Consider the following 22,166-nt stretch of genomic DNA (forward strand, 5'->3'; position numbering starts at 1 on the left):
CAGGAGAAGCCTGATGGCGCAGAAGACGATCGCGTTTTTTCCAGAAGCCGCCTACGGCCCGGCGCTCAATTCCGTCGGCATCGCCCAGGCAGTCGAAGCGCGCGGCCACAAGGCGGTGTTCCTGTCCGACCCCGGCTTCGTCGATGTCTACAAGGGCTACGGCTTCGAGGCGCATCCGGTGAACCTGTCGGAGCCGATGCCGCCCGAGCAGATGGCGAAATTCTGGGAGGATTTCATCAACGGCCATATCCCGAACTTCCGCAAATCGCCCTACGACCAGGTCGACAACTACGTCAAGGATTGCTGGACGGCGATCGTCGACAGCGCCAAATGGGCGCAGAAAGATCTGCCGCGCGTTCTCTCAGCCATCAAGCCGGATGTGATCTGCGTCGACAACGTCATCCTGTTCCCGGCCATCAAGCAGTACGGCAAGCCGTGGGTGCGCGTCATCTCGTGTTCGGAAAACGAGATCGAGGACGAGGACATCCCGCCCCATCTCTCCGGCTGCGGCGAGAACGACCATGCCGGCCACCAGCGCTACCGCGACCACTTCAATGCGGTGATCAAGCCGATCCATGACGACTTCAACGCCTTCCTCACCGCCAACCACGAGGCGCCCTATCCGGTCGGCCAGTTCTTCGAAGCCTCGCCCTATTTGAACCTGCTGCTCTACCCCGAGGCGGCAAAATTCAAGCGCCGCCATCCGCTCGACTCGGCAAAATTCCAGTATCTCGAAGGCTGCGTGCGGCACGAAAAGCCGTACACGGTGCCGACCTTCTCCAGGAACAATGACGGGCCGCTGCTCTACGTCTCCTTCGGCAGCCTGGGCGCCGGCGATGTCGATCTGCTGAAGCGCATCATCGCGACATTGGGCAAGACGCGCTACAGGGCTCTGGTCAATGTCGGCGGCTACAAGGACCAGTACACGGACGTGCCCGGCAACGTCATTGTCGACAGCTGGTTTCCGCAGCCCTCGGTGATCCCGCAGGTCGATGCCGTCATCCACCATGGCGGCAACAACTCGTTCACCGAGTGCCTCTATTTCGGCAAACCGGCCATCATCATGCCCTATGTCTGGGATGGCCACGACAACGCCACCCGCGTCGAGGAAACCGGCCACGGCTTCGGCATGCCGCGCTACGACTGGACCGATGCCGAGCTGGTTGCCAAGATCGAGACCTGCCTGACCGACCCGGCGATGAAAGCCAAGCTGGCGAAGACATCGGCACAGATGCACGCGCAGAATGGGCCGGAGAAAGCGGCCGGGTTGCTGGAGACGCTGCTGTGACCTCCTCCGCCCCACACCTCCACCAGGCCTCCACCCGAACCGACCTCGTCGACTGGGGCGTCCAACCTGACGCCCTGGACGGCGCTTCGCGCTCCACCGGCAGGCTCGTGCACAAAGGGCCAAACAACCAGCCGGAATCCGGCATTTGGGTCTGCACGCCAGGCCGCTGGCGCCTCAGTATCCCGCGCGACGAATTGTGCCATTTCGTCGCCGGCCGCGCGACCTACCGGTCGGATGTCGGTGAGGTGATAGAAGTCTCCACCGGCACCGTGGTCATGTTCCCTGCCGGCTGGAGAGGCGAATGCACCGTGCATGAGACGATGCGCAACGTCTACATGCTGGCGTGACCACGGAGCTTGATGACATGTCGACACCGCACTGGCCGAAGGCTTCGGCCGTGGAATTGGAAGACTGGGGCGCGGGCAGCAACACGCTCGCCGGTTCGCCGCGCGCTTCGGGCAAGATCCTGGCGCAGAACCCGGACGGATCGAGCGAATGCGGCCTGTGGGCGTGCACGCCGGGCACGCGCAAGGTCACCTTTGGCGCCGACGAATTCTGCCACTTCCTGTCGGGACGCGGCAGCTATGTCCATGACGACGGCGAGGAGATCGCGGTCGAGGCCGGCACGCTGGTATTCTTCCCCGCCGGCTGGACCGGCATCTCCATCATCACGCAAACGCTGACCAAGGCCTTCATGTGCCGCTGAGCACCCATTTCCAAGGAATCGATATGACAACCCCCATCATGAAATCCCCGATTAGCATTACCGACCTCGTCGACTGGGGCGTCATCCCGACCATGATCGAGGGCCAATCCCATACCTCGGGCAAGCTGCTGTACAAGGGGCCGGAAGGCCGCTCCGAATGCGGGCTTTGGGTCTGCACTCCGGGCAAATGGCACTGCCATGTCACCCGCGACGAGTTCTGCCATTTCCTCGAAGGGCGCTGCACCTATGTGCATGAATCCGGCGAGGTCATCGAGATCGAGCCGGATACGGCAGCGTTCTTCCCGCAGGACTGGAAGGGAGTCTGCACCGTCCATGAGACAATCAAGAAGGTCTACATGATCCGCTGAGCCTTCTCGATAATTCTGCCCTGCCGGACACCTGACGCGGCTTTCTGCGCTTCCGGTGCTCACGGACTAAATGTCCGCTGCGCTCCGGTTCTCGAAAGCCACGCCATCTGCCTCGGCAGGACGAATTCTCAAAAAGGCTCCATAAATGGAGAAGGACAAAATGGATTTCTCTCCTGACCGGCCAACCTTCTTCGTCAATCCGGACTACCGGTCGATGGCCGGCGCGGCAAAACCGGTGATCGATCCGGCGACGCTGGAAACCGTCGGCGCTATCTCTGCTGCGACAGACGGCGAGATCGATACCGCACTCACGGCCGCGACGAAGGCGCAGGCCGCCTGGAAGAAGCTCGATGCCAAGAGCCGGGCCAAGCATCTGCATGCCGTCGCCAACGCCATCGAGGCGGCGGACTTCACGCGTTGCGCCGAGCTGATGGTGCGCGAGATGGGCAAACCCTACCCCGAAGCGATCGGCGAGATCGCCAATTGCGCGCCGATCTTCCGCTACTATGCCGAGATGGCGCGCGACGATGCCGGCAAGATCGCCGGCACGACGCAGGCCGGTTCGTTCCAGTATGCGCGCTACGAACCTTACGGCGTCTCCGTACACATCATGCCCTACAATTTCCCGATCCTGCTGATGTGCTGGACGGTCGCCGCATCGCTCGCCGCCGGCAATGCCTGCATCATCAAGCCGGCCGAGGCGACGACGCTCTCGACGCTGGACTATATGACCGTGTTCCGCTCGCTGCCAGAGGGGCTGGTCTCCTGCCTGCCCGGCGGAGCGGCCACAGCGCAGGCGCTGATCGCCTCCGACCGCACCCATGCCGTTGCCTTCACCGGCTCGGTCGCCGCAGGCAAGGCGGTGGCGGTGGCCTGCGCCGAACGCATGAAGCCGTGCGTCATCGAGGCCGGCGGCAGCGACCCGCTGATCATAAGCGAGCATGCCCCGCTCGAGATCGCGGCGGCCGGCAGCGTCACCGCCGCCTTCCACCTCACCGGCCAGGTCTGCACTTCGGCCGAGCGCTTCTTCGTCGTCGATTCCGTGCATGACCGCTTCGTCGCGCTGTTCGCCGAAAGGACGCGGGCGCTGCGCATCGGCAACGGCATGGACAAGACCGAGATCGGCCCGCTGGTCAGCGAAAGCGCGCGGACCAAAGTCATGCGCCTTGTCGACGATGCGATCGCTCATGGCGCCGTCGCAGTCACCGGCGGGCGTATCCCGCCTGCGTACAATGTCGGCTGGTTCTACGAACCGACGATCCTGACCGGCGTCACCCCTGATATGGCGATCGTGCGCGAAGAGTGTTTTGGACCCGTCGCCGCCATCTGCCGGGTCAGGGATTTCGACGAGGCGATCCGGCTTGCCAATGACAGCCCGTTCGGGCTCGGCGCTTCGGTGTTCACATCGGATCTGGCCGAAGCCCACGAGGCGGCGGAACGGCTCGAAGCCGGCATGGTCTGGGTCAACAACCCGCTGATCGACAATGACGCCCTGCCGTTCGGCGGCTGGAAGGCCTCCGGCCTCGGCCGCGAACTCGGACGCCAGGGCCTCGACGCCTTCCGCCGCTCCAAGATGGTGATCATCGACCACAAGCCTGCGATCCAGGACTGGTGGTACCCCTACCCCGACAGCTGGTTTCGCGAGACCGGCGGCCGCAAGCATGTCTGAGTGTTTCGAGCCTGGCTATCCCTGGACGCCAGCTCGGTGGCTATCCCTGGATAGCCAGCCCGACCATGAGCGGGAAAAGGCAATGCCGCCGAGTGCAACCCGGCGGCATCTTCTTTGACTGACCACTACCGTTTCGGCAGCGGTTCGTTACGGCGTCGTTTCCGTCTGCATTGCGGCAGCCGTCTGGTCGATCTTGTCGGCAAGGACGCCCTGAGCCCAGGACGTGACCGCGGCGTCGACGGGCTTGTTGGCCATATCCGTCAATGCCGCGTCGAGCGAAGCATCATCGGTGCCGACGTCTGCCGCGGCAGCCGCCTCATTGGCGGCGGTGACCTCAGTCTGCTGAGCAGCGATTTCGGCCTGCAGATCCGTTATCTTTCCAGGCAAGGCTGCCTGATCTTCGGGAGTCATGGCCGCAACCTGCTCGGGCGTCAGCGATGTCAGCGCGCTCAACTGCGAATTCAGCGCATCCAGCTTCTCCTGGGCCGCTTCAGCGGCTGCCTGAGCGACCTTGGCTTTGGCCGACTGCGTCACGAACGCCTGGATGCCGGCGAACTTCTTGCTCTTCGAATTCATATAGGCGTTGATGTTGCGCTGCAGTGAGTTCAGCCGGCCAAGCTTGGCGTGGATGTTCTTCTCCTTGGGAACCGACGAAACCTTTGTGGTTGTGTCGACCGTGGTGTCGTCCGCTTTGGCCTTGGCCCGGCCCGGGGCCGACGAAGATTTGCCGTGCGAAGCGCCGCTCTTGCCATTGCTGCCGTTGTGGCCGTTGCCGCCCCCATTGCCATTGCCGCCAGCATTGCTACCGCCGTTGCCTCCGGCATTGCCACCGCCACCGCCGTGCCCATTGCCGGCGAGCGCCGGAGATGCCAGGAGCGCCAATGCGGCAAGCGCCGCCAGCAGAGTTTTCCGGTTTGTCATGGTAATCTCCTCGGGAATCGTCGCCCTGGCCCGACCGCTAAGCGACCGTCCTATGAGGAATTGCTAATAGTGCAGAGTAAACTTTAGACAAATGCTGTCTCAATACGCGATCTGGCACCCGGCCAGAAACTTAACCGACTGATATCAAACACAAATTCACGCTCTTGGACGGCCATGGCACTGAAGTCCCATGCCGGCAGGACTATAGTCCTGCCGGCAAGCAGCGGCATGGGTGAAAGTCTTTGCGTGGTATATCGGACAAGCTTTGAAAACAGGGGAGTTGATAGCGAAAGCAAAAGGCTCAGCCGATACTTTCACCGCCGTCGATTACCAGCGCCTGGCCGGTCATGAAGGATGAACGGTCGGAGACAAGGAACAGGATCGCTTCGGCGATCTCATCGGCGCTGGCCCAGCGGCCCATCGGGATCTTGGTGCGGACATAGGTTTCGATCGCCCCGCGTCCGCCCATCTGGGCGATGAACGGTTCGTTGAACGGCGTGTCGACCCATCCCGGGCAGAGCGCGTTGACGCGCACATTGTGCTTGGCATAGTCGAGCGACATCTGCCGTGTCATCGCCACCACCGCATGTTTGGAGGTTGCGTAGGCGATCATCTCGCGGTCGTAGAACACGCCCGAATTGGAGGCGGTGTTGAGGATGACCCCGCCGCCCTGCGCGATCATCGAGGGCATGACCTGTCTCGCCGCCAGGAACTGCGCCCGCACATTGACCCGCCACGAGGCATCCATGCCGCCGACCTCCACTTCGGTCAGCGTGCCGCCGATCTGGATGCCGGCGTGATTGTGCAGGATGTCGATGCGCCCATGCCTGTCGAGCGTGCCGGCAATGAGCTGTTCGACCGCCGCATCATCAGCGACATCGGTCGTGATCGCCTCGGCTTGGCCACCGATCGCGCGGATGTCCGAAGCCGTTGCTTCGCCGGCGGCCTGATCCCTGTCGGCGATGACGACCACCGCGCCTTCCCTGCCCATGATCATGGCGCCGGCGCGCCCGATGCCGGAGCCGGCGCCTGTCACCACGGCGATGCGGTCTTTGAGGATCATGATACGGCTTTCAGTTCGACGGCTTGCGCTGGCGCAACTGCCATTGGGCAAGCACCACAAGCAGCACGGAAGCGACGAGCACGATCGTCGCGATGGCGTTGATCTCCGGCGTCACGCCGCGCCGGATCGACGCGAAGACATAGATCGGCAGCGTCGTCTGCGCGCCGGCGACGAAGAAGGCGATGATGAAATCGTCGAAGGAGAAGGTGAAGGCGAGCAGGAAGCCGGCAACGACCGCCGGCATGATCTGCGGCAGCACGATCGAGCGGAACGTCGTCAACGGCGTCGCGTAGAGATCGCTCGACGCCTCGACCAGATTGCGGTCGAGGCTGCCGAGCCGCGTGCCGACGATCATCGTCACCAGCGCCATCGAGAACAGCCCGTGCGCCGCGATGATCGAACCGTAGCCGAGCGCCAGCCGCGGCGGCTGGTCGTCGGGCCAGATCGAGGCGAGGAACGGATTGACGACGGTGAACAATTGGACGAGCGCGACCAGAGTCGAAATGCCGATGACGACGCCCGGAACGACGATCGCGGCGCCCAGAAGTGCGTCGAAGACCGCGCGGGTCCGCACGCCGACGCGCGCCAGGCCGAGGGCCGCCGCGGTGCCGCACAGCGCCGCCAGCAAGGCGCTGGTGGTGGCGATGAACAGGCTGTTGTTCAGCGCTTCGACCAGGAACGGGTTCGCCAGTGCCTTGCCGTACCATTGCACCGAAAAGCCGGTGAACTCGCTGGCATGGTGACCGGCGTTGAAGGAGAACAGCACGACGAGTGCGATCGGCAGATAGAGGAAAGCGAAGACGGCAATGACGAAGGCGCGCATCAGATCAGATCCACCCGGCGCGCGCCCGAAACCCGGGTCGAAATGCGGTTGGCGGCAATCAGCACCACCACCGATACCAGCACCAGTGTGATGGCGATGGCCGATCCGAACGGCCAGTTGCGCGATTGCAGGAACAGGTCGACCAGCGCATTGCCGATGAAGAACACCTTGCCGCCGCCAAGCAGCGTCGGGATCAGATATTCGCCGAGCAGCAGGATCATGACCAGCGAGAAGCCGGTCATGACGCCCGGCAACGACAGTTTCAGGGTCACGCCCAGGAAAGTCGATAATGGCGTGGCGCCGAGATCGGCGGAGGCTTCCAGCAGCCTGCGGTCAAGCCGTTCGAGGCTGACATAGATCGGCAGGATCATCAGCGGCAGGTAGCCATAGACGATGCCGAGCAGCACCGCGCCCGGCGTGTTGATCAGCCTGACATCCTCGATGCCGACAAAGGCGAGCAGCGCCGGAATGCCGCGCCCGCCCAGAATGTACATCCAGGCATAGGTCCGCATCAGCAGGCTGGTCCAGAACGGAATGACGACCAGCGCCAGCAGGATCAGCCGCCAGCGCTGCGGCGCGCGCAAGGCGAGATAGTAGGCAACGGGATAAGCGACGAGAAGGCAGGCGAGCGCTCCCACCGGCGCCAGCACCATGGTGTTCCAGAAGGCGGTCGCCCGCGCCGGAAGATTGGCATATTGCGCCAGCGTAAAGGCGGCCTGATAGCCGCCTTCCGGTGCGCGTTCGCCGACGCTGAACACGGCGATGGCGATGAACGGCAGCACCAGGAACACCACCAGCCACGCGGTCGCCGGACCGAGCAGCATGGCGGTCAGAAAATTCCTGCGAAGACGGCTGCCGTGCATGGAAAGATTGCCCCGGTGCCGGCGGGCATAAACCCGCCGGTCAAATTATCTGAGTCGAATTTGAGGCCGCCTGGCTCAGGCCGACTTGAAGCGCGCCATCAGTTCGGCACGGCCGGGGTCGGTCAACGTTGCCGCCGCGCCGAATTCCAGCGGCGTCAACAGGTCGGCTGCCGGATAGAGGATCGGGTTGTCGAGCACCTCCTTGGGCAGCAGCTTGTTGACGCGCGCATCGGTCGACGGCGCACCATTGGCCAAATGCTCCTTCACCGCCACCTGGGGATTCATCAGGTAGTTGAGCAGCGCGTAACCGGCGGGCTTGTTCGGCGCGTCTTTCGGAATGGCATAGAAATCGGTCCAGATCTCGCCGCCTTCCTTGCCCAGCACATAGGCGATCTCGGGAATGTCGCGATGCAGCTGCGCGCCGTCATTCGTCCAGCACATGGTCATCCACGCGTCGCCGGCGCGCATCCCCGGCTGGTAGTCGGAGGAGACCGCGAACAGATGCGGCTTGACCTTCAGCAGCAGTTCCTCCGCCTTGGCCAGTTCGTCCTGCTTGAGCGAATTGAACGAGTAGCCGTAATATTTCAGCGCATTGCCGATCGTGGTCAGCTGGTAGTCATGCACCATGGTGCGGCTGTCGCCTTCCGCCATGGCGGTGTCCCAGAACTCCTTCCAGCTCGTCATCGGCTTGGTCAGCTTCTTGGTGTTGACGGCAAAGCCGGTGGTGCCCCAGTTCTTCGGCACGGCGTAGATCGTCCCATCGATCGTGCCCTCCGAGGTGAAGCGCGGATCCTCTTGCGAGCCGTCGAAATTCGGCAGCTTCGCCATCTCCAGCGGCTCGATGATGCCGAGCTTCTTGTAGGTCGAGATCGTGTAATTGGTCGGCACGAACAGGCTCCAGCCCGAGGCGCCGGCCTGCAGCTTGGCCAGCATCTCCTCATTGGAGCCGAACACGTTGACCTCGACGGCGACGCCGGTGTCCTTCTTGAAGTTCTCGAAGGTCGCCGGGTCATGATAGTTCGGCCAGGTGGCGATCGACATGCGATCGCCAAGGCTTTCCGCGGCAAAGGCCGGTGTCGGCATGATGCCGATCTCGCGCGCCATCACCGCCGTGGCAATGCCAAGGCCGGTGAGGCCGAGGAAGTCGCGGCGGCCGATCGAGCCGCGCTTCAAACGCATCAGCTGGTCGACGAAATTCTCGGGGCTGATCGGCAGTCCGTCACGATATGATTTCGACATGTTTATCTACCCTCTGGTTGGCCCCGTTGTTCTTGATCTCCGCAAACGCCAGCGGCGTTCCGGAGGCAAAGCCGATGGCGACGGGTTCACCCGGCTTGAAGAGATTGCCGTGACCGATCAGGTGATCGGCTTTGGCCAGCAGCGTTCCGATGCCCTTGACCTCGATCGCGTATTCCGCCGTCGAGCCCAGGAATATCCGGTTGCGGACGATGCCCTTGAATGGGCCGCTTGCCTGGGCGCCGAGACTGAGCGATTCAGGACGCAGGCTGACCGAAACGACCTCGCCCTGCTGCAAAGCGGTCCGTTTGCGCGCCGCAATGACGGTGCCGTCGGCAAGCGCCACCTCCACCAGATCGCCCGAATGCCCGGCGACAGTACCGCTCAAGAGATTGGTCTTGCCGACGAAATCGGCAACAAACAGGTCGGCCGGTTCGTCATAGATCTCGCTCGGCTGCCCGAGCTGGACGATGCGACCGCCATTCATGACGCAGACGAAATCGCTCATCGACAGCGCTTCCTCCTGGTCGTGCGTGACCAGCACGAAGGTGATGCCGATCTCGCGCTGCAGGTTCTGCAGCTCGATCTGCATGTCGGTGCGCAGCTTCTTGTCGAGCGCCGCCAGCGGCTCATCGAGCAAGAGCACCGCCGGCTTGTTGACCAGGGCGCGGGCAAGCGCCACACGCTGCTGCTGGCCGCCCGACAGTTCGTGGATCTTGCGGCGGCCATAGCCGGCGAGCCGCACCATTTCGAGCGCCTCGCCCGCCCTTGAGGCGATCTCGCGCGAAGACAGCCTTGGCCGCGCCTGGCGCAGCCCATAGGCGACATTGTCCTCGACATCGAGATGCGGAAACAGCGCGTATTGCTGGAACACCATGTTGACCGGCCGCCGGTAGGGCGGCGTGCCGGCCATGTCCTGGCCGCGAATGAACACCTGGCCTTCGCTCGGCTGTTCGAAGCCGCCGATCATGCGCAGGCAGGTGGTCTTGCCGCAGCCGGAGGGACCGAGCAGCGCGACAAAGGCGGAGGGCGGGACAGCGAGATCGATGCCGCTGACCGCGGTCACCGCGCCATAGCGCTTGGTGACGCCGCGAAACTCGATGTCGGGCACTGCGGTCAAGGCTGATGGCTCCAGCAACAGGGCAATATCGGAACGCTACCAGAGCCAATGGCGGCTAGTATATACCTCTCAGGTGGTATATCTGATCTATTTTCTCGTTTAAGGGGGTATGCATTGTCCCGCAGCGACGAATACAGCCGGCTCGCCACGCTCGTCGCGACGACGCGGGAGACCAGCGGCGATCTCTTTGGCCAGGCGCTGGTCGAGTGGCTGCGGCAGCACGTTAGATTCGACCACTGCGTGATCTTCGGCTATCGCGGCGCCTCGCGCCCGCCGCTGCTGTTCGAGACCTTCTCGCCCACCGAGAGCCATGTGTTCGTCGCGCTCTATCAGGAAGGGCCCTATCTGCTCGATCCGTTCCATCACGCTGCGGTCGAGCGCAAGGAAGGGTTCTGGCGCATGCGCGAGCTGGCGCCGGACCGTTTCTATGCCAGCGAGTATTTCCGCTCCTATTACAGCCAGACCAGGCTGGCCGAGGAGGTCGGCTTCTTCGTGCCGCTGCCGGGCAAGGATGCGCTGGTGTTGTCGCTGATGCGGCTGCGCGCTTCAGGCCCTTTCGGCACCGCCGATGCCAGATTGCTGCGCGACATGGCTCCCGCGGTGATCAGCTTCATCAGGTTGCGCTGGCCTGCTCTTCCGGCCGACGAAACGGCGGAAGCGAAGCAGGACGAGACGGCCGCTATGGTCAACGAATTCGACCGCGCCCATATCTGGCAGAGCCTGTCGCTGACGCCGCGCGAAAAGCATGTCGTCGACCTGGTGTTGCAGGGGCATTCGACGGAGTCGATCGCCCGCGCCATGCGCATCGTGCCGGGAACCGTGAAGGTCCATCGCCGCAACATCTACCGCAAGCTCAAGATCAAGTCGCAGGCCGGCCTGTTCGCGCGCTTCGTCGAGATCATCGATGCACGGATCCGGTAGGCTCTCTAACCGCCGGCTTCCCACGACCCGGTCTCGGCCATCCGCTTCAGCAACGGCGCCGGCTTGAACACATCCTTGCCCGTCCGTTGATGCCAGTATTCGAGCCGCTCGATGATCCTGGCCGGACCTTCAAGGCCAACCCAGAACATCGGTCCGCCCTTGCCGATGGGAAAGCCGTAGCCATTGACCCAGACGACATCGATGTCGGACGCACGGGCCGCTATGCCTTCCTCCAGGATCTTGGCGCCCTCGTTGATCAGGGGGTAAAGCGTGCGCTCTACGATTTCCTCCGCACTGATCGCACGCGGTGCGATACCCTTCTCGGCGGCCTTGTCGCGGATCAGCGCTTCAACCTCGGGATCCGGCACTGGCGTGCGCGCGCCAGCCTCATAGAGGTAAAAACCCCGGCCGGTCTTCTGGCCGAAACGTCCTTGTTCGCACAGCGTGTCGGCGATCACGGCTTTCTGGCCGCGTGCCTTGCGGTTGCGCCAGCCAATATCGAGACCGGCGAGATCGCCCATTTGGAACGGCCCCATCGGCCAGCCGAAATCGGTGAACACCTGGTCGATCTGGTTGGGCGTTGCGCCTTCCAGAAGAAGCGCTTCCGATTCCGAGCCCCGCGCGGCAAGCATGCGGTTGCCGACGAAGCCGTGGCAGACGCCGACCACGACGGCCACCTTGCCGATCCGCCTCGCCAGGTCGACTGATGTCGCCAGCGCATCGGGCGCGGTCTTCTCGGCGCGCACGATCTCCAAGAGCTTCATGACATTGGCCGGCGAAAAGAAATGCAGGCCGAGCACATCCTGCGGCCGCGAGGTCGAGGCAGCGATTTCGTTGATGTCGAGATAGGAGGTGTTGGTGGCGAGGATCGCGCCGGGCTTGGCCACGGCTTTGAGCTTGCCGAACACTTCCTTCTTGACCGCCATATCCTCGAACACCGCCTCGACGATCAGGTCGCAATCGGCGAGATCGGCATAGTCGGTGGAGCCCTTGAACTGAGCGAGCCGCTGTTGCTTGGCATCCTCGCCGAGCGAACCGCGCGTGACGGACACCGAGTAGTTCCTGTCGATGGTCGCCAAGCCGCGTTGCAGGGCCTCGTGGCTGGTTTCCAGCAAAATCACGGAATAGCCGCCATTGGCGAAGGCCATGGCGATGCCGCCGCCCATCGTGCCGGCGCCGATGACGCCGACGCGAGCGATCCTGCGCTTGACGATGTCTTTTCCTGGAAGCTTTGCCGCCTCACGTTCGGCGAAGAACAGATGGCGCTGCGCCCGCGACTGGTCGCTGGCGACCAGCTTGACGAACAGCGCACGCTCCGCCGCCAGCGCCGCATCGAAGGGCAGCGTGACGGCATTGCGCACCGACTGCGCGCAAGCGATCGGTGCCTCGAGCCCGCGCGCTTTCCTGGCAAGATCCGCAGCCTCGGCGTCGAACGCCGCGAGGTCGGCCTGCTTGAGTCCTTCATTGCGATCACGCACCGGCGTGAAGGGACCACCCTTGCGGGCGATTTCCCCAGCGAAGTTCACGGCATGCGTGGTCAGAACGCCTTCGAAGACGGCATCGACGAGACCGGCGGCGTGCGCCTCGGTCGCGCCGATCGGCGCACCTGAGACGATCATCTTCAACGCCTTCACCACGCCGACAAGGCGCGGCAGCCGTACCGTGCCACCGCCACCCGGCAGCAGGCCGAGTTTGACTTCCGGCAGGCCGAGCTTGGCGCCGGCATCGGCAACACGGAAATGGCAGCCCAGCGCCAGCTCCAGCCCGCCACCGAGCGCGGTGCCGTGGATGGCTGCGACCGTCGGCTTGGCGATGGTTTCCAGCGTCGCCACGATGGCGCGGAGTTCGGGCTGCTGCATCGGCTTGCCGAACTCGGTGATGTCGGCGCCGGCGACAAAGGTTCGGCCGGCGCATGCAATGACGATGGCGGCAACCGACGCATCGTCGCGCAATTCGACCAGCGCCTGCATCAGCGGTTCGCGGACATGGAAGCTCAGCGCGTTGACCGGCGGATTGTCGATGGTGACGACGGCAACGTCGCCGTCGCGGCTGACCTTCACAAAATCGGACACGCAAACCTCCCAGCATTATTCAGCGGCCGTGGCCACGCGAACGGGATTTACAGCGCCGTAACGTCGAAGGGAACCGGATGTCGGCCTGGCACAATGATTACAGGCCTTGAAGGTGTCTGGGACGACGAAGGCGGAGGCTACCGCAGCGCCTTCTGCCCGCCCGCCGCCGTGATCACCCCGACAATGATCAGCCCCGTCAGCAGCAACCGCACCCCGGCGCTCACCCCAAACGTGTTGAGCATGGTCAAAAGCAGCACCAGGAACAAAGCCGCGCCCCAGACGCCGGGGACATTGGCCTTGCCGCCGGCGACCGACGTGCCGCCGATGACGACGACGGCGATCGAGGCCAGCAGGTATTCGTTGCCAATGTCGACATTGGCGCCGCGGAAATAGCCGGCGAGCAGCGCGCCGTCGATGCCGCCGAGCGCGCCCGACAGCGTGTAGGTGAGGAAGCGGATGCGGCCGACATTGACACCGGCCAGCCACGCCGCGCGAATGTTCTGGCCGATCGCCAGCACCGAGCGGCCATAGATCATACGCTGCAGCGCGATGGCCGCGCCGACGGTGAACAATACCGTGAGGATCGCCAGCACCGGAATGCCCAGCACCTGCCAGTTGGCAAAATCGGCGAAGCCCGGCGGCGGCTTGATCTGCAGCCCGCGGCCATAGCTGATGTCGATCGACTGGATGATGAAGCTGGCCGATAGCGTGGCGATGATCGGCGGGATGCGCAGCGCCCAGATCAGCAGGTAGTTGGCGGCGCCGATCGCCGCCCCGCAGGCAAGTGCCGCCAAAAGCCCGACCGCGATCATGGAATCGTTGCCGTCCATCACCTTCATCGCGACGGCGCTGGCAAGGCCGATATTGGCCGGCAGCGACAGGTCGACATTGCCGGGGCCGAGCGTGATGACGAACATCTGGCCGACGCCGACGATGACGGTGAACACGGCGAGCGACAGCGCCGCCGTGACCATGCCGCCGCCGCCGTAGCCGCCGGTGAAGGCGATCGTTGCCAGCCACACCAGAAGCGCGCCGACGAACGACCAGATCCAGGGTTTGCCGGCCAGCGATTTCACGAAAATCATCGCTCACCTCTCCCGGCGGCTGATCAGCACCCGCGCCGCCAGCACTATGATGAGGATGGCGCCGTTGGCGGCAACCTGCCAGTCGGGCGGAATGTGCATGAAGGTGAGCAGCGGCGAGGCGGCGAGCGCCAGCGTCAGCGCGCCGATCACCGCACCGATCGGCGACACCCGGCCGCCGACGAATTCGCCGCCGCCGAGGATTACGCCGGCGATCGCCAGCAGCGTGTAGCCATTGCCGATATTGGCATCAGCCGAGGTGGTGATGCCGATCAGCGCCATGCCGGACAGCACGCCGAACAGACCGGCGAGCGCAAACAGCACGATCTTGGTTCGGAGCAGCGACCAGCCGGCGCGACCGAGTGCCGCCGGATTGCCGCCCGAGCCGCGCAAGATCACGCCATAGGAGGTGCGCATCAGGCCGAAATGGACGATGAGGCCAATCAGCAGCGCCGCAATGATCGGGAACGGCACAAAAGGCGGCTTGAACGCCATCAGCCCGAGCAGCCAGTCCGGCGCCTTGCCGCCCGGTTTGGGCAGGACGAGAATCGCGAGCCCCTGCCAGACGAAGCTCATGCCGAGCGTCACCACGATGGACGGCAGGTTGCGCAGATGGATCAGTGCGCCGAGCAGCGCATAGACGCCGATCGATCCGAGCAGGATGGCGGCGCCGAGCAGCGGCGCGTCCTTCAGCCAGGTCGCGGTGACACAGCCGACGAAGCCGACGAAAGTGCCGATCGACAGGTCGAGCTCGTTTCCGGCAATGACGAACATCTGCGCGATCGTCGCCAGCGCGATCGGGATCGCCAGGTTGAGCATCAGGCTGAAGCCGAAATAGCTGATGGCGCGCGGGTTGAGCCAGGCGATGGCGAGCAGCACCAGCGCCAGCGACAGCGCCGGCAGCAGTCCTCGCAGCAGGCGGGCGCGGGCCAGCGCGCTACGCTCGGCGGAAGTCCTGGCAGCGGTGTCGAGGCTGGCGGCCGTCATCTCAGGCCGCATCGCCGAAGGAGGACTGGATGATCTTCTCTTCGGTCAACTCGTCGCGGCGCAGATTGGCGACGATGCGGCCGTTCTTGAAGACATAGATGTGGTCGCAATTGTCGAGCTCTTCGGTTTCCGTGGTGTACCAGAGGAAGGTACGGCCTCGGGCAGCCTCCTCGCGCACGAGGTCGTAGACCTCCAGCTTGGTGCCGATGTCGACGCCGCGCATCGGGTCGTCCATCAGCACGATCTGTGCATCCGAGCCGAGCGCACGCGCAAACAGCGCCTTCTGCTGGTTGCCGCCCGATAGCGAGAAAATGTTGTTGTTCATGTCAGGCGTACGGATGCCGATCTTCTTCTGCCAAAATGCAGCAAGCTCGGCCTCGCGCTGCGGCGAGATCAGCAGCCCGCTGCGCAGCCGCGCCAGCGAGCGGATGCCTATGTTCTCCGCAATCGACCATTGCGGAAAGATGCCGTCCGACTGGCGGTCGCCGGCGACCAGCGCCACCGGTGCGGTCACCTCGATGCCGGCCCGGGCGCGCGATGCCCCGCTAAAGATCGCCAGCAGCAGGTCGGTCTGGCCATGTCCCGCAAGCCCGGCAAGGCCGATAATCTCACCGGCGCAGGCGACGAGGTCAGTGCCGTCCTTCTGCGCGGCGGGCCGCGCCCGGACCCTCAGCGGACTGGCGGCGGGCTTGGCGGCAGCGATTTGCGCCGCGATCTTCTGGCGCGCTTCCGCGCCGCCCATCGCCGTCACCAGCCGGTTACGGTCGAAGGCGGTGGCGGCGTCGGCGACAACCACCTTGCCGTCGCGCATCACCACGATGCGGTCGGCGTTGCGCAGCACCTCGCCCAGCACATGCGAGATCAGGATGCAGCTTTTGCCGCCGGCGACGAAGCGGCGCACGAAGGCCAGCAACTGGCCGGCTGTGTGCGCGTCGAGCGACGATGTCGGCTCGTCGAGGATGACGAGGTCGAGCCGGTCCTGGGTGACCGTGAAGGCGCGCGCCACCTCGACCATCTGACGCCGGCCGATCGACAGGTCGGCGACGATGTCCGACGCCGAGATGCTGTGGCCCGGAAAGATCTCGTCGAGCTTGGCGGCAATCAGATCCGCCGCCTTTCGCCGCCAACCGAAGCCGCGCAGCGACGCGTGGTTGATGCGCGTGTTCTCGGCAACGCTGAGATTGGGGCAAAGCGACAATTCCTGGAACACGCAGCGTATGCCGAGCTGCTGCGCCCGCGACACCGAATAATTGTCCTCGATGGCGCCATGCACGCCGATCTGTCCGCTGTCGGGAACCAGCGTGCCCGCCACCATGTGCATCAGCGTCGATTTGCCGGCGCCATTGTGGCCGACGAGGCCGACGCACTCGCCGGGGCCGACGTGAAAATCCACGCCGGCCAGAGCGCGAACGGCGCCGAAATGCTTTTCGGCGCCGTTCAGTCTGATGATGTCAGCGTTATCCCTGGGCATGCTCAACGATACTCGCTTGGCTATACGGACGGCAACGCTGGCCGACACTCACTTGATGTTGGCTTTGATGGCCGCGATCGCGTCTTCCTGCGTGTATTCGTGGCTGGCGACGCCGCCCTTGGGGATCTTTGGCAGCTCGGCCTCGAAATCGTCCTGGGTGAAGGCCAGATACGGCACCAGCAGGTCATGCGGGATGTCGGTGCGGCCGTCGAGCACCTGCTGCGCCACCCAGAAGGCGAGCGACGACACGCCGGGCGCGATCGACGCCGACCAGGTCTGGTAGCCGTCCTTGTCCTTCTGCTCCTTCCACCACTGCAACTCGTCCTGGCGGTTGCCCATGATGATGGTCGGGCGCGGCTTGCCAGCGGCGGCGAAGGCCTGTGCGGCGCCGTAACCGTCGCCGCCCTGATCGACGACGCCGACGATGTCGGGCAGCGACGGCAGGATGGTCGCCACCGCCTTTTGCGCCGTCGTCTGGTCCCAGTCGCCGGTCACCGAACCGACGATCTTGAACTCGGGATGGGCGGCGACGCCTTCGAGGATGCCGGCATGGATGGCATCATCAATCGAGGTGCCGGCAAGGCCGCGGATTTCAAGCAGATTGCCGCCCTTGGGCTGGAACTTGGCCATCTGCTCGACTTCCTGCTTGCCCATGTCCTTGAAGTCGACGACGACGCGGTAGGCGCAAGGCTCGGTCACGGTGCCATCGAAGGAGACGACGACGATGCCGGCATCGCAGGCCTGCTTGATGGCGCCGTTGAGCGCATCCGGCGAGGCAGCGTTGATGACGATCGCGTCATAGCCCTGCAGGATCAGGTTCTGCACCTGCGCCGCTTGCGTCGGCACCTCCTTGTCGGCGGTGGTGAAGATGTCGGCCGCGCCGACCACCTTGTCGGCGACCGCCTTCTTGGTGACGATGCCATAGCTGTCGAGCATCGCCTGTCGCCAGGAATTGCCGGCATAATTGTTGGAAAAAGCAATCTTCTTGCCACTGGTGTCGGCCAGCGCCGTGCCCGAAGCGAGCATTGCCGCCAGAGCGCCCAGAACGAACAGTTTCTTCATGTCGTTATCCTCCCAGATGTGTTGACTGCTGCATTCCCACCGGCTTTGACCCCGGCCTCACTCCCAACTCTGATTTGAGCACGGATTGTCGCGAGCTCAAAACAGTCTCAATCCCGGCACGCGCACCCTGAGCCGGTACAGCGACGTCGACGCGGCAATGTAGAGGCTTTGCAAATCGTCGTCGCCGAAGGTGAAATTCGCGCAATCTTCAGGCGTCCGGATGACGCCAAGAATGGTGCCCGACGCGTCGAAAATGTGGATGCCGCCGGGTCCGGTGCAGTAAAGATTGCCGCGGCTGTCGATCTTCATGCCGTCGGGCGCTCCCGGCCCCTCGCCCTCGGTTACTGCCCACACCGCGCCGCCATTGAGGTCGCCATTGGCTTCGACGCCGAACACCCTGATGTGCCCGCGTTCGGTGTCGTTGATGAACAGCCGCGACTCGTCCAGCGAAAAGCACAGCCCGTTCGGCTGCCCGAAATCGTCGGCCAGCAATGTCAGCCGGGCGCCGTCGCCATCGATGCGGTAGACGCCCTGGAACGGCAGCTCCTGCGGGCGTGGCACGCCATAGAACTCCCTCCGGCCATAGCCCGGATCGGTGAAGTAGATCGATCCGCCGGTGGCAACGACGATATCGTTCGGGCTGTTGAGCTGCTTGCCCTGATGGTGCGTGGCAAGCACTGTTGCGCTGCCGTTGGGCTCGGCGCGGGTCACGCGGCTCGTTGCGTGCTCGCAGGTGACCAGCCGCCCCTGGCGGTCCAGCGTGTTGCCATTGGCCTTGTGGCTCGGCTCGCGGAACAGCTCGATCTCGCCCTCGGCACTGCGGCGATACATCCGGCTTTCCGGAATGTCGGAGAAGACCAGCCATTTCTCATAGGGATGCCAGACCGGCCCTTCGAGGAAGCCGAAGCCGCTCGCCACCATCTCAATGGTCGCATCGCCGACGACGTCGTCGAAACCGGAATGACGCGCACGCGCCGGCACCGACATCATCGGCTCCCGGCGCGAACAGCCGTGCTACTCCGCATGGTGACGAATGGCATGAGCGCTTCCCGATACAGTCTTCTTGTTGGGGCAGAGCGTAGGCGCGGTCCCGACGAGCCGATACGGGTCAAAGCGCACGGGCGACTGTGCATTTGCACAGTCGCCCGTGCCTATCGAGCGTAGAATACCGGCGACGTCAGATCAGGGCCGGCGAACACTTCGCAAAAGCGCGGTCAAGGTTGCGCTCGCGCAAGCCACCGCCACGAGCACGACAACGCCGGCAGAGTTGGATTTTTGCCCTGCGCGAAATGAGTCGTGCTGCGCGGGCAGAGGGCTGTGAACCAACCTCTTCAGATCGGACCGGCTGCCGTGGCGAACGGAATAGGCGCGCGTGAACTCGGCACCGAGGAGGAAAATCTCCGACGAGTAGTAAACCCAGAGCAATATCACGAGCAGTCCGCCGGCGGCGCCATACGACGACGCAATCGCGCTGGTGCCGATATACCAGCCGATAAGCGATTTTCCCAATGTGAACAGGGCCGCGGTCCCGACAGCGCCAATTGCCACATCGCGCCATTCCAGGGTTCGATCGGGCAAAACCTTGTAAATGGCGGCAAACATCACGGCGATAAGCGCAAACGAAACGACGCCGTTGATCCCGCTGAGTATGATCGTTCCGAACGGCAGATGGGCGTTGATGAAAGCGCCCAGTGCCGAAATCGCGGCGCTTGCGATGAGAGAGACCAGCAACAGGAACCCGAGTGCGGCCACCAACCCCAGACTGGCGGCCCGTGCCCTCACCAGACGCGACAGGGAATTGCCTTGCGGTTCGATCTTCCAGATTGTGTTCAACGACTGCTGCATTTCGCCGAAGACGCCAGACGCGGCCACCAGCAAGGTGACCAGCCCTATGATCGCGGCCCAGGTGCCGTACAGCCTGCCGGATGCACTTTCCAGCGCAGTCTTGAGGAGATCGGCGCTTTCCGGTCCCATCAGCCCTGATATCTGCGCGGACAAGGCCAATTGTGCGGCATCGTGGCCGAAGACGAGACCAGCAATCGCAACCACGATCAGCAAGATCGGCGCCAGCGAGGTGGCGGCATAAAAGGCCATCGCCGCACCATGGCTGAGCGCATTGTCGTCGATGAAACCGACGACGCTTTCACGCACCAGGTGCCATGAATCTGCAAATGAGGGTCGCACTTCGGTACCGCAGGCGTTGAGTTGGCGTTCACTAGCAATGCACCGGACCTTCCGATGTTCCGGCTTGTGGCCGCCGCTGTTTCAGTGCTCCGCCAGCCAGGCATCGAGCCGGTCCTGTTCGCGGCGCAGCGCGTCGATGTTGATCAGGCCACGCGCCATGGCGAGATAGATCGCCCGCGTCCGCGAGTTGAACACGGAAGCATCGCCGGCGCCGTCCTCCGCCGGCACGATGCCGAGCTTGTCGTAGCAGTGCTTGATGCGGCTCTGCGCACCACGGATCGACAGGCCGCGCCGTGCCGCGATCGCCCGGTCGGTCAGGCCGAGCGCGATGTCGATCAGGCTTTCATATTCGCCGTCGGTGATGCCCTCGAACTTGTCCTGAACGCGATGCTGGATGCCGCGGATCTCGCGGTCGATGATGCAGTGGCCTTCGCGGAAAACCCCGCGCAGGGCGGACCGCATGCCTTCCTCCGTCGCCGATTTCAGCACATAGCCGTAGACAGAGCCGGGAGGGACGATGCGCGCCACGCCGCGCACATAGGCTTCGTCGGCGAAATTCGACCAGAACAGGATGTGCGTGCCGGCGCGGCGGTTCCAGATCGCCCTGGCAACTTCGATTCCCGTCGCCTTCGGCATCTGCAAATCGAGCACGACATGCAGTGGCTCGCGCTCAGTCGCCAGGTTGATGGCGTCCTCGCCGTCGCTCGCTTCGATCACCTCGACGTCACCGGGCCACAATTGCTCCACCGTTCGCCGCGCGAAGCTACGGTGCAGCCCGTCATTCTCGGCGATCATCACAAGCATCACATGGCCTCCGATACGGCGAGTTCGCCAGGCATTGTTGCAGCCGCCGCCAGTTCCCGTGATGGCTGGCGGTCGATCTCGACGACGACACGGGTGCCGCCGTTCTTGCGGCCGGCCTGGCCGATGCGCAGCCGCGCCCCGATAAGGGCTGCCCGCGTGTGCATATGGCCGATGCCGCCATACGCGGCCGGGTCAACGGCGCCGCAGCCCTGGCCGTCATCCGTGACGATCACCCGCAGCACGCTCGCGGTCGACGCCAGCAGCACGTCGATGCGGTGCGGCGCGGCATGGCGAACGGCATTGTTGATCGCTTCCTGCACGATCCGGTAGAGCGCGGTCCGCACTGGCTCCGACAGGGTGTCGGCGCCGCCGTCGCTGGTGTCGGCGATGCGTACGGCGATCGGCGGCTTGGCCCTGGCGACGCTGCGGTTGAGATGCGCCTCGACCGCATCGCGCAGGCCGAACAGTTCAAGCACGCTCGGCCGCATGTCGTCGACGATGTGGCGCAGTTCCGTCAGGCAGCCGGCGACCTCCTTCTCGAGATCGGCAAGCTGTGCTGCCCGCGCCACGCCCTGGCCGCGAAGTGCCGAGAGCTGGCGCGCGATCCGGGCGAGATCGGCAAGCGTCTGGTCGTGCAGGTCCATGGCCATGCGCCGGCGTTCGCGCTCCATGCCTTCGGTCAATTGCGAGGCGCCGACGCGCAGCAGCTCGACGCGGTTTCGCGCCTCGCTCTCGGCCAGCATGGCGCGGCGCGCCTCCTCGGTCTGGATCAGCGCGAAGATGTAGGGCGCGATCAGGTCGGCGCATTGCTGCGCGACCGCGACGTCGGCAAGCGTGTAGCATTCGACCTCGTGCCGGCTGATGTTGAGCGCGCCGATGATGCCGCCGCGCGCCCTGAGCGGCACGACGATGCGGCTGCGCAGCCTGGCGGCGAAGATCGGACCATCGATAGCGGTGGCGAAATGGAACCGCTCGTCGCTCAGCGCGTCGTCGGCGAGCAGATAGGGGACTTCGCCCCACAGCACCGAGCGGATCGGGCTGACTTCGGTCGGCAGCGGATGCTGGGCAAGCTCGCTCCAGCTGGTGTGGAAGCCGGCTTCGTAACAGGCGTGCCGGCGCCCATCATGCGACAGCACCGCCAGATCCATGTGGTCGTGCGGGATGAGCGAGCCGATCTCGATGGCTGTCGCGCGGAACGCCGTGCCGGGATCGATATGGCCGGCAAGCGCCCGCGATATCGCCAGCAGCCGGTCGATCAGGACCAGGGACACTTCCGCCATTGCTTTCACGATCCTCCCGTGCCGGGAAATAGTGGACGCATGCCGCCGCCGCTGTCAACGACGGCGCCTTTGGACATAGGAATTTTTTCTTGACCCGGTGACCTCAGCTATGGTACATTTTCGTCCATGGTGCTGATTTGCGCCGGTGACCCGCCGCACTGGCGGGTTTTTCGTTTGCTGCTCCGTCAGCGCAGGCGAAAGCTCCGAAGAAACCCGTTGGCCCTAGTTCGTTGCCCTGCCGTCGGC

The 22,166-nt window shown here is 64.2% G+C and carries 21 protein-coding genes; 6 read left to right on the forward strand and 15 right to left on the reverse strand.

The window, feature by feature from the left end; all coding sequences use genetic code 11:
• Positions 1-13 precede the first annotated feature (13 nt).
• From LB519_RS04880 to LB519_RS04900, 5 genes are all read left to right on the forward strand, one after another.
• Entirely contained in the window at positions 14-1,288 is a 1,275-nt protein-coding gene (locus LB519_RS04880) for a glycosyltransferase (RefSeq protein ID WP_224618897.1), read from the forward strand.
• On the forward strand, positions 1,285-1,635 hold the full coding sequence (locus tag LB519_RS04885) for a cupin domain-containing protein (protein ID WP_224618898.1): 351 nt from the start codon (positions 1,285-1,287) through the stop codon (positions 1,633-1,635). The genes LB519_RS04880 and LB519_RS04885 overlap by 4 nt, the downstream gene beginning before the upstream one ends.
• A gap of 17 nt (positions 1,636-1,652) precedes the next feature.
• Positions 1,653-1,994, forward strand: coding sequence for a cupin domain-containing protein (locus tag LB519_RS04890; RefSeq protein ID WP_224618899.1), 342 nt, complete (start codon positions 1,653-1,655; stop codon positions 1,992-1,994).
• A gap of 23 nt (positions 1,995-2,017) precedes the next feature.
• Positions 2,018-2,362 carry a cupin domain-containing protein gene (locus tag LB519_RS04895; RefSeq protein WP_224618900.1) on the forward strand — a complete coding sequence of 115 codons (345 nt, stop codon included), beginning with the start codon at positions 2,018-2,020 and terminating at the stop codon, positions 2,360-2,362.
• A gap of 160 nt (positions 2,363-2,522) precedes the next feature.
• The gene (locus LB519_RS04900; RefSeq protein ID WP_224618901.1) at positions 2,523-4,031 is read left to right on the forward strand and encodes an aldehyde dehydrogenase family protein; all 1,509 of its coding nucleotides are present in this window, start codon (positions 2,523-2,525) and stop codon (positions 4,029-4,031) included.
• A gap of 147 nt (positions 4,032-4,178) precedes the next feature.
• Here LB519_RS04900 and LB519_RS04905 read toward each other — a convergent pair whose 3' ends face one another.
• From LB519_RS04905 to LB519_RS04930, 6 genes are all read right to left on the reverse strand, one after another.
• Positions 4,179-4,952 carry a hypothetical protein gene (locus LB519_RS04905; protein ID WP_224618902.1) on the reverse strand — a complete coding sequence of 258 codons (774 nt, stop codon included), beginning with the start codon at positions 4,950-4,952 and terminating at the stop codon, positions 4,179-4,181.
• Positions 4,953-5,253: 301 nt separating this feature from the next.
• Positions 5,254-6,015 carry an SDR family NAD(P)-dependent oxidoreductase gene (locus LB519_RS04910; RefSeq protein ID WP_224618904.1) on the reverse strand — a complete coding sequence of 254 codons (762 nt, stop codon included), beginning with the start codon at positions 6,013-6,015 and terminating at the stop codon, positions 5,254-5,256.
• 10 nt (positions 6,016-6,025) lie between these two features.
• The gene (locus LB519_RS04915; protein ID WP_224618907.1) at positions 6,026-6,838 is read right to left on the reverse strand and encodes an ABC transporter permease; all 813 of its coding nucleotides are present in this window, start codon (positions 6,836-6,838) and stop codon (positions 6,026-6,028) included.
• On the reverse strand, positions 6,838-7,701 hold the full coding sequence (locus LB519_RS04920) for an ABC transporter permease (protein ID WP_013528934.1): 864 nt from the start codon (positions 7,699-7,701) through the stop codon (positions 6,838-6,840). The genes LB519_RS04915 and LB519_RS04920 overlap by 1 nt, the downstream gene beginning before the upstream one ends.
• Positions 7,702-7,776: 75 nt before the next feature.
• Positions 7,777-8,940 carry a PotD/PotF family extracellular solute-binding protein gene (locus tag LB519_RS04925; RefSeq protein WP_024504752.1) on the reverse strand — a complete coding sequence of 388 codons (1,164 nt, stop codon included), beginning with the start codon at positions 8,938-8,940 and terminating at the stop codon, positions 7,777-7,779.
• Entirely contained in the window at positions 8,921-10,057 is a 1,137-nt protein-coding gene (locus LB519_RS04930; RefSeq protein WP_024504753.1) for an ABC transporter ATP-binding protein, read from the reverse strand. Before LB519_RS04930 ends, LB519_RS04925 begins: the two co-directional genes overlap by 20 nt.
• Positions 10,058-10,171: 114 nt before the next feature.
• Here LB519_RS04930 and LB519_RS04935 point away from each other — a divergent pair, with 114 nt between their 5' ends.
• Positions 10,172-10,978, forward strand: coding sequence for a response regulator transcription factor (locus LB519_RS04935; protein ID WP_024504754.1), 807 nt, complete (start codon positions 10,172-10,174; stop codon positions 10,976-10,978).
• 5 nt (positions 10,979-10,983) lie between these two features.
• On the opposite strand, the gene LB519_RS04940 is transcribed toward LB519_RS04935, so the two are convergent.
• The 9 genes from LB519_RS04940 to LB519_RS04980 form a co-directional block, all read right to left on the reverse strand.
• Entirely contained in the window at positions 10,984-13,050 is a 2,067-nt protein-coding gene (locus tag LB519_RS04940) for a 3-hydroxyacyl-CoA dehydrogenase NAD-binding domain-containing protein (protein ID WP_224618916.1), read from the reverse strand.
• A 137-nt stretch (positions 13,051-13,187) separates the two neighbouring features.
• On the reverse strand, positions 13,188-14,135 hold the full coding sequence (locus LB519_RS04945; protein WP_027163044.1) for an ABC transporter permease: 948 nt from the start codon (positions 14,133-14,135) through the stop codon (positions 13,188-13,190).
• 3 nt (positions 14,136-14,138) lie between these two features.
• On the reverse strand, positions 14,139-15,119 hold the full coding sequence (locus LB519_RS04950; RefSeq protein ID WP_224618917.1) for an ABC transporter permease: 981 nt from the start codon (positions 15,117-15,119) through the stop codon (positions 14,139-14,141).
• Between the two features lies 1 nt (position 15,120).
• Positions 15,121-16,590, reverse strand: a complete 1,470-nt coding sequence (locus tag LB519_RS04955) for a sugar ABC transporter ATP-binding protein (RefSeq protein ID WP_224618918.1) — start codon at positions 16,588-16,590, stop codon at positions 15,121-15,123.
• A gap of 48 nt (positions 16,591-16,638) precedes the next feature.
• Complete coding sequence (locus tag LB519_RS04960; protein WP_224618919.1) at positions 16,639-17,652, reverse strand: ABC transporter substrate-binding protein; 1,014 nt, start codon at positions 17,650-17,652, stop codon at positions 16,639-16,641.
• 96 nt (positions 17,653-17,748) lie between these two features.
• Complete coding sequence (locus LB519_RS04965; protein WP_024504760.1) at positions 17,749-18,639, reverse strand: SMP-30/gluconolactonase/LRE family protein; 891 nt, start codon at positions 18,637-18,639, stop codon at positions 17,749-17,751.
• 195 nt (positions 18,640-18,834) lie between these two features.
• Positions 18,835-19,803: a YihY/virulence factor BrkB family protein gene (locus tag LB519_RS04970; protein ID WP_224618920.1), complete on the reverse strand. Its 969-nt coding sequence runs from the start codon at positions 19,801-19,803 to the stop codon at positions 18,835-18,837.
• A gap of 114 nt (positions 19,804-19,917) precedes the next feature.
• Positions 19,918-20,640, reverse strand: coding sequence for a response regulator transcription factor (locus LB519_RS04975; RefSeq protein ID WP_127218946.1), 723 nt, complete (start codon positions 20,638-20,640; stop codon positions 19,918-19,920).
• A complete protein-coding gene (locus LB519_RS04980) occupies positions 20,640-21,920 on the reverse strand; it encodes a sensor histidine kinase (protein WP_024504763.1) in 1,281 nt (426 codons plus the stop codon). Before LB519_RS04980 ends, LB519_RS04975 begins: the two co-directional genes overlap by 1 nt.
• Positions 21,921-22,166: the final 246 nt, after the last annotated feature.

Origin of the sequence: Mesorhizobium sp. AD1-1 (genome assembly GCF_020164655.1) — a bacterium.
GTDB lineage: Bacteria > Pseudomonadota > Alphaproteobacteria > Rhizobiales > Rhizobiaceae > Mesorhizobium > Mesorhizobium ciceri.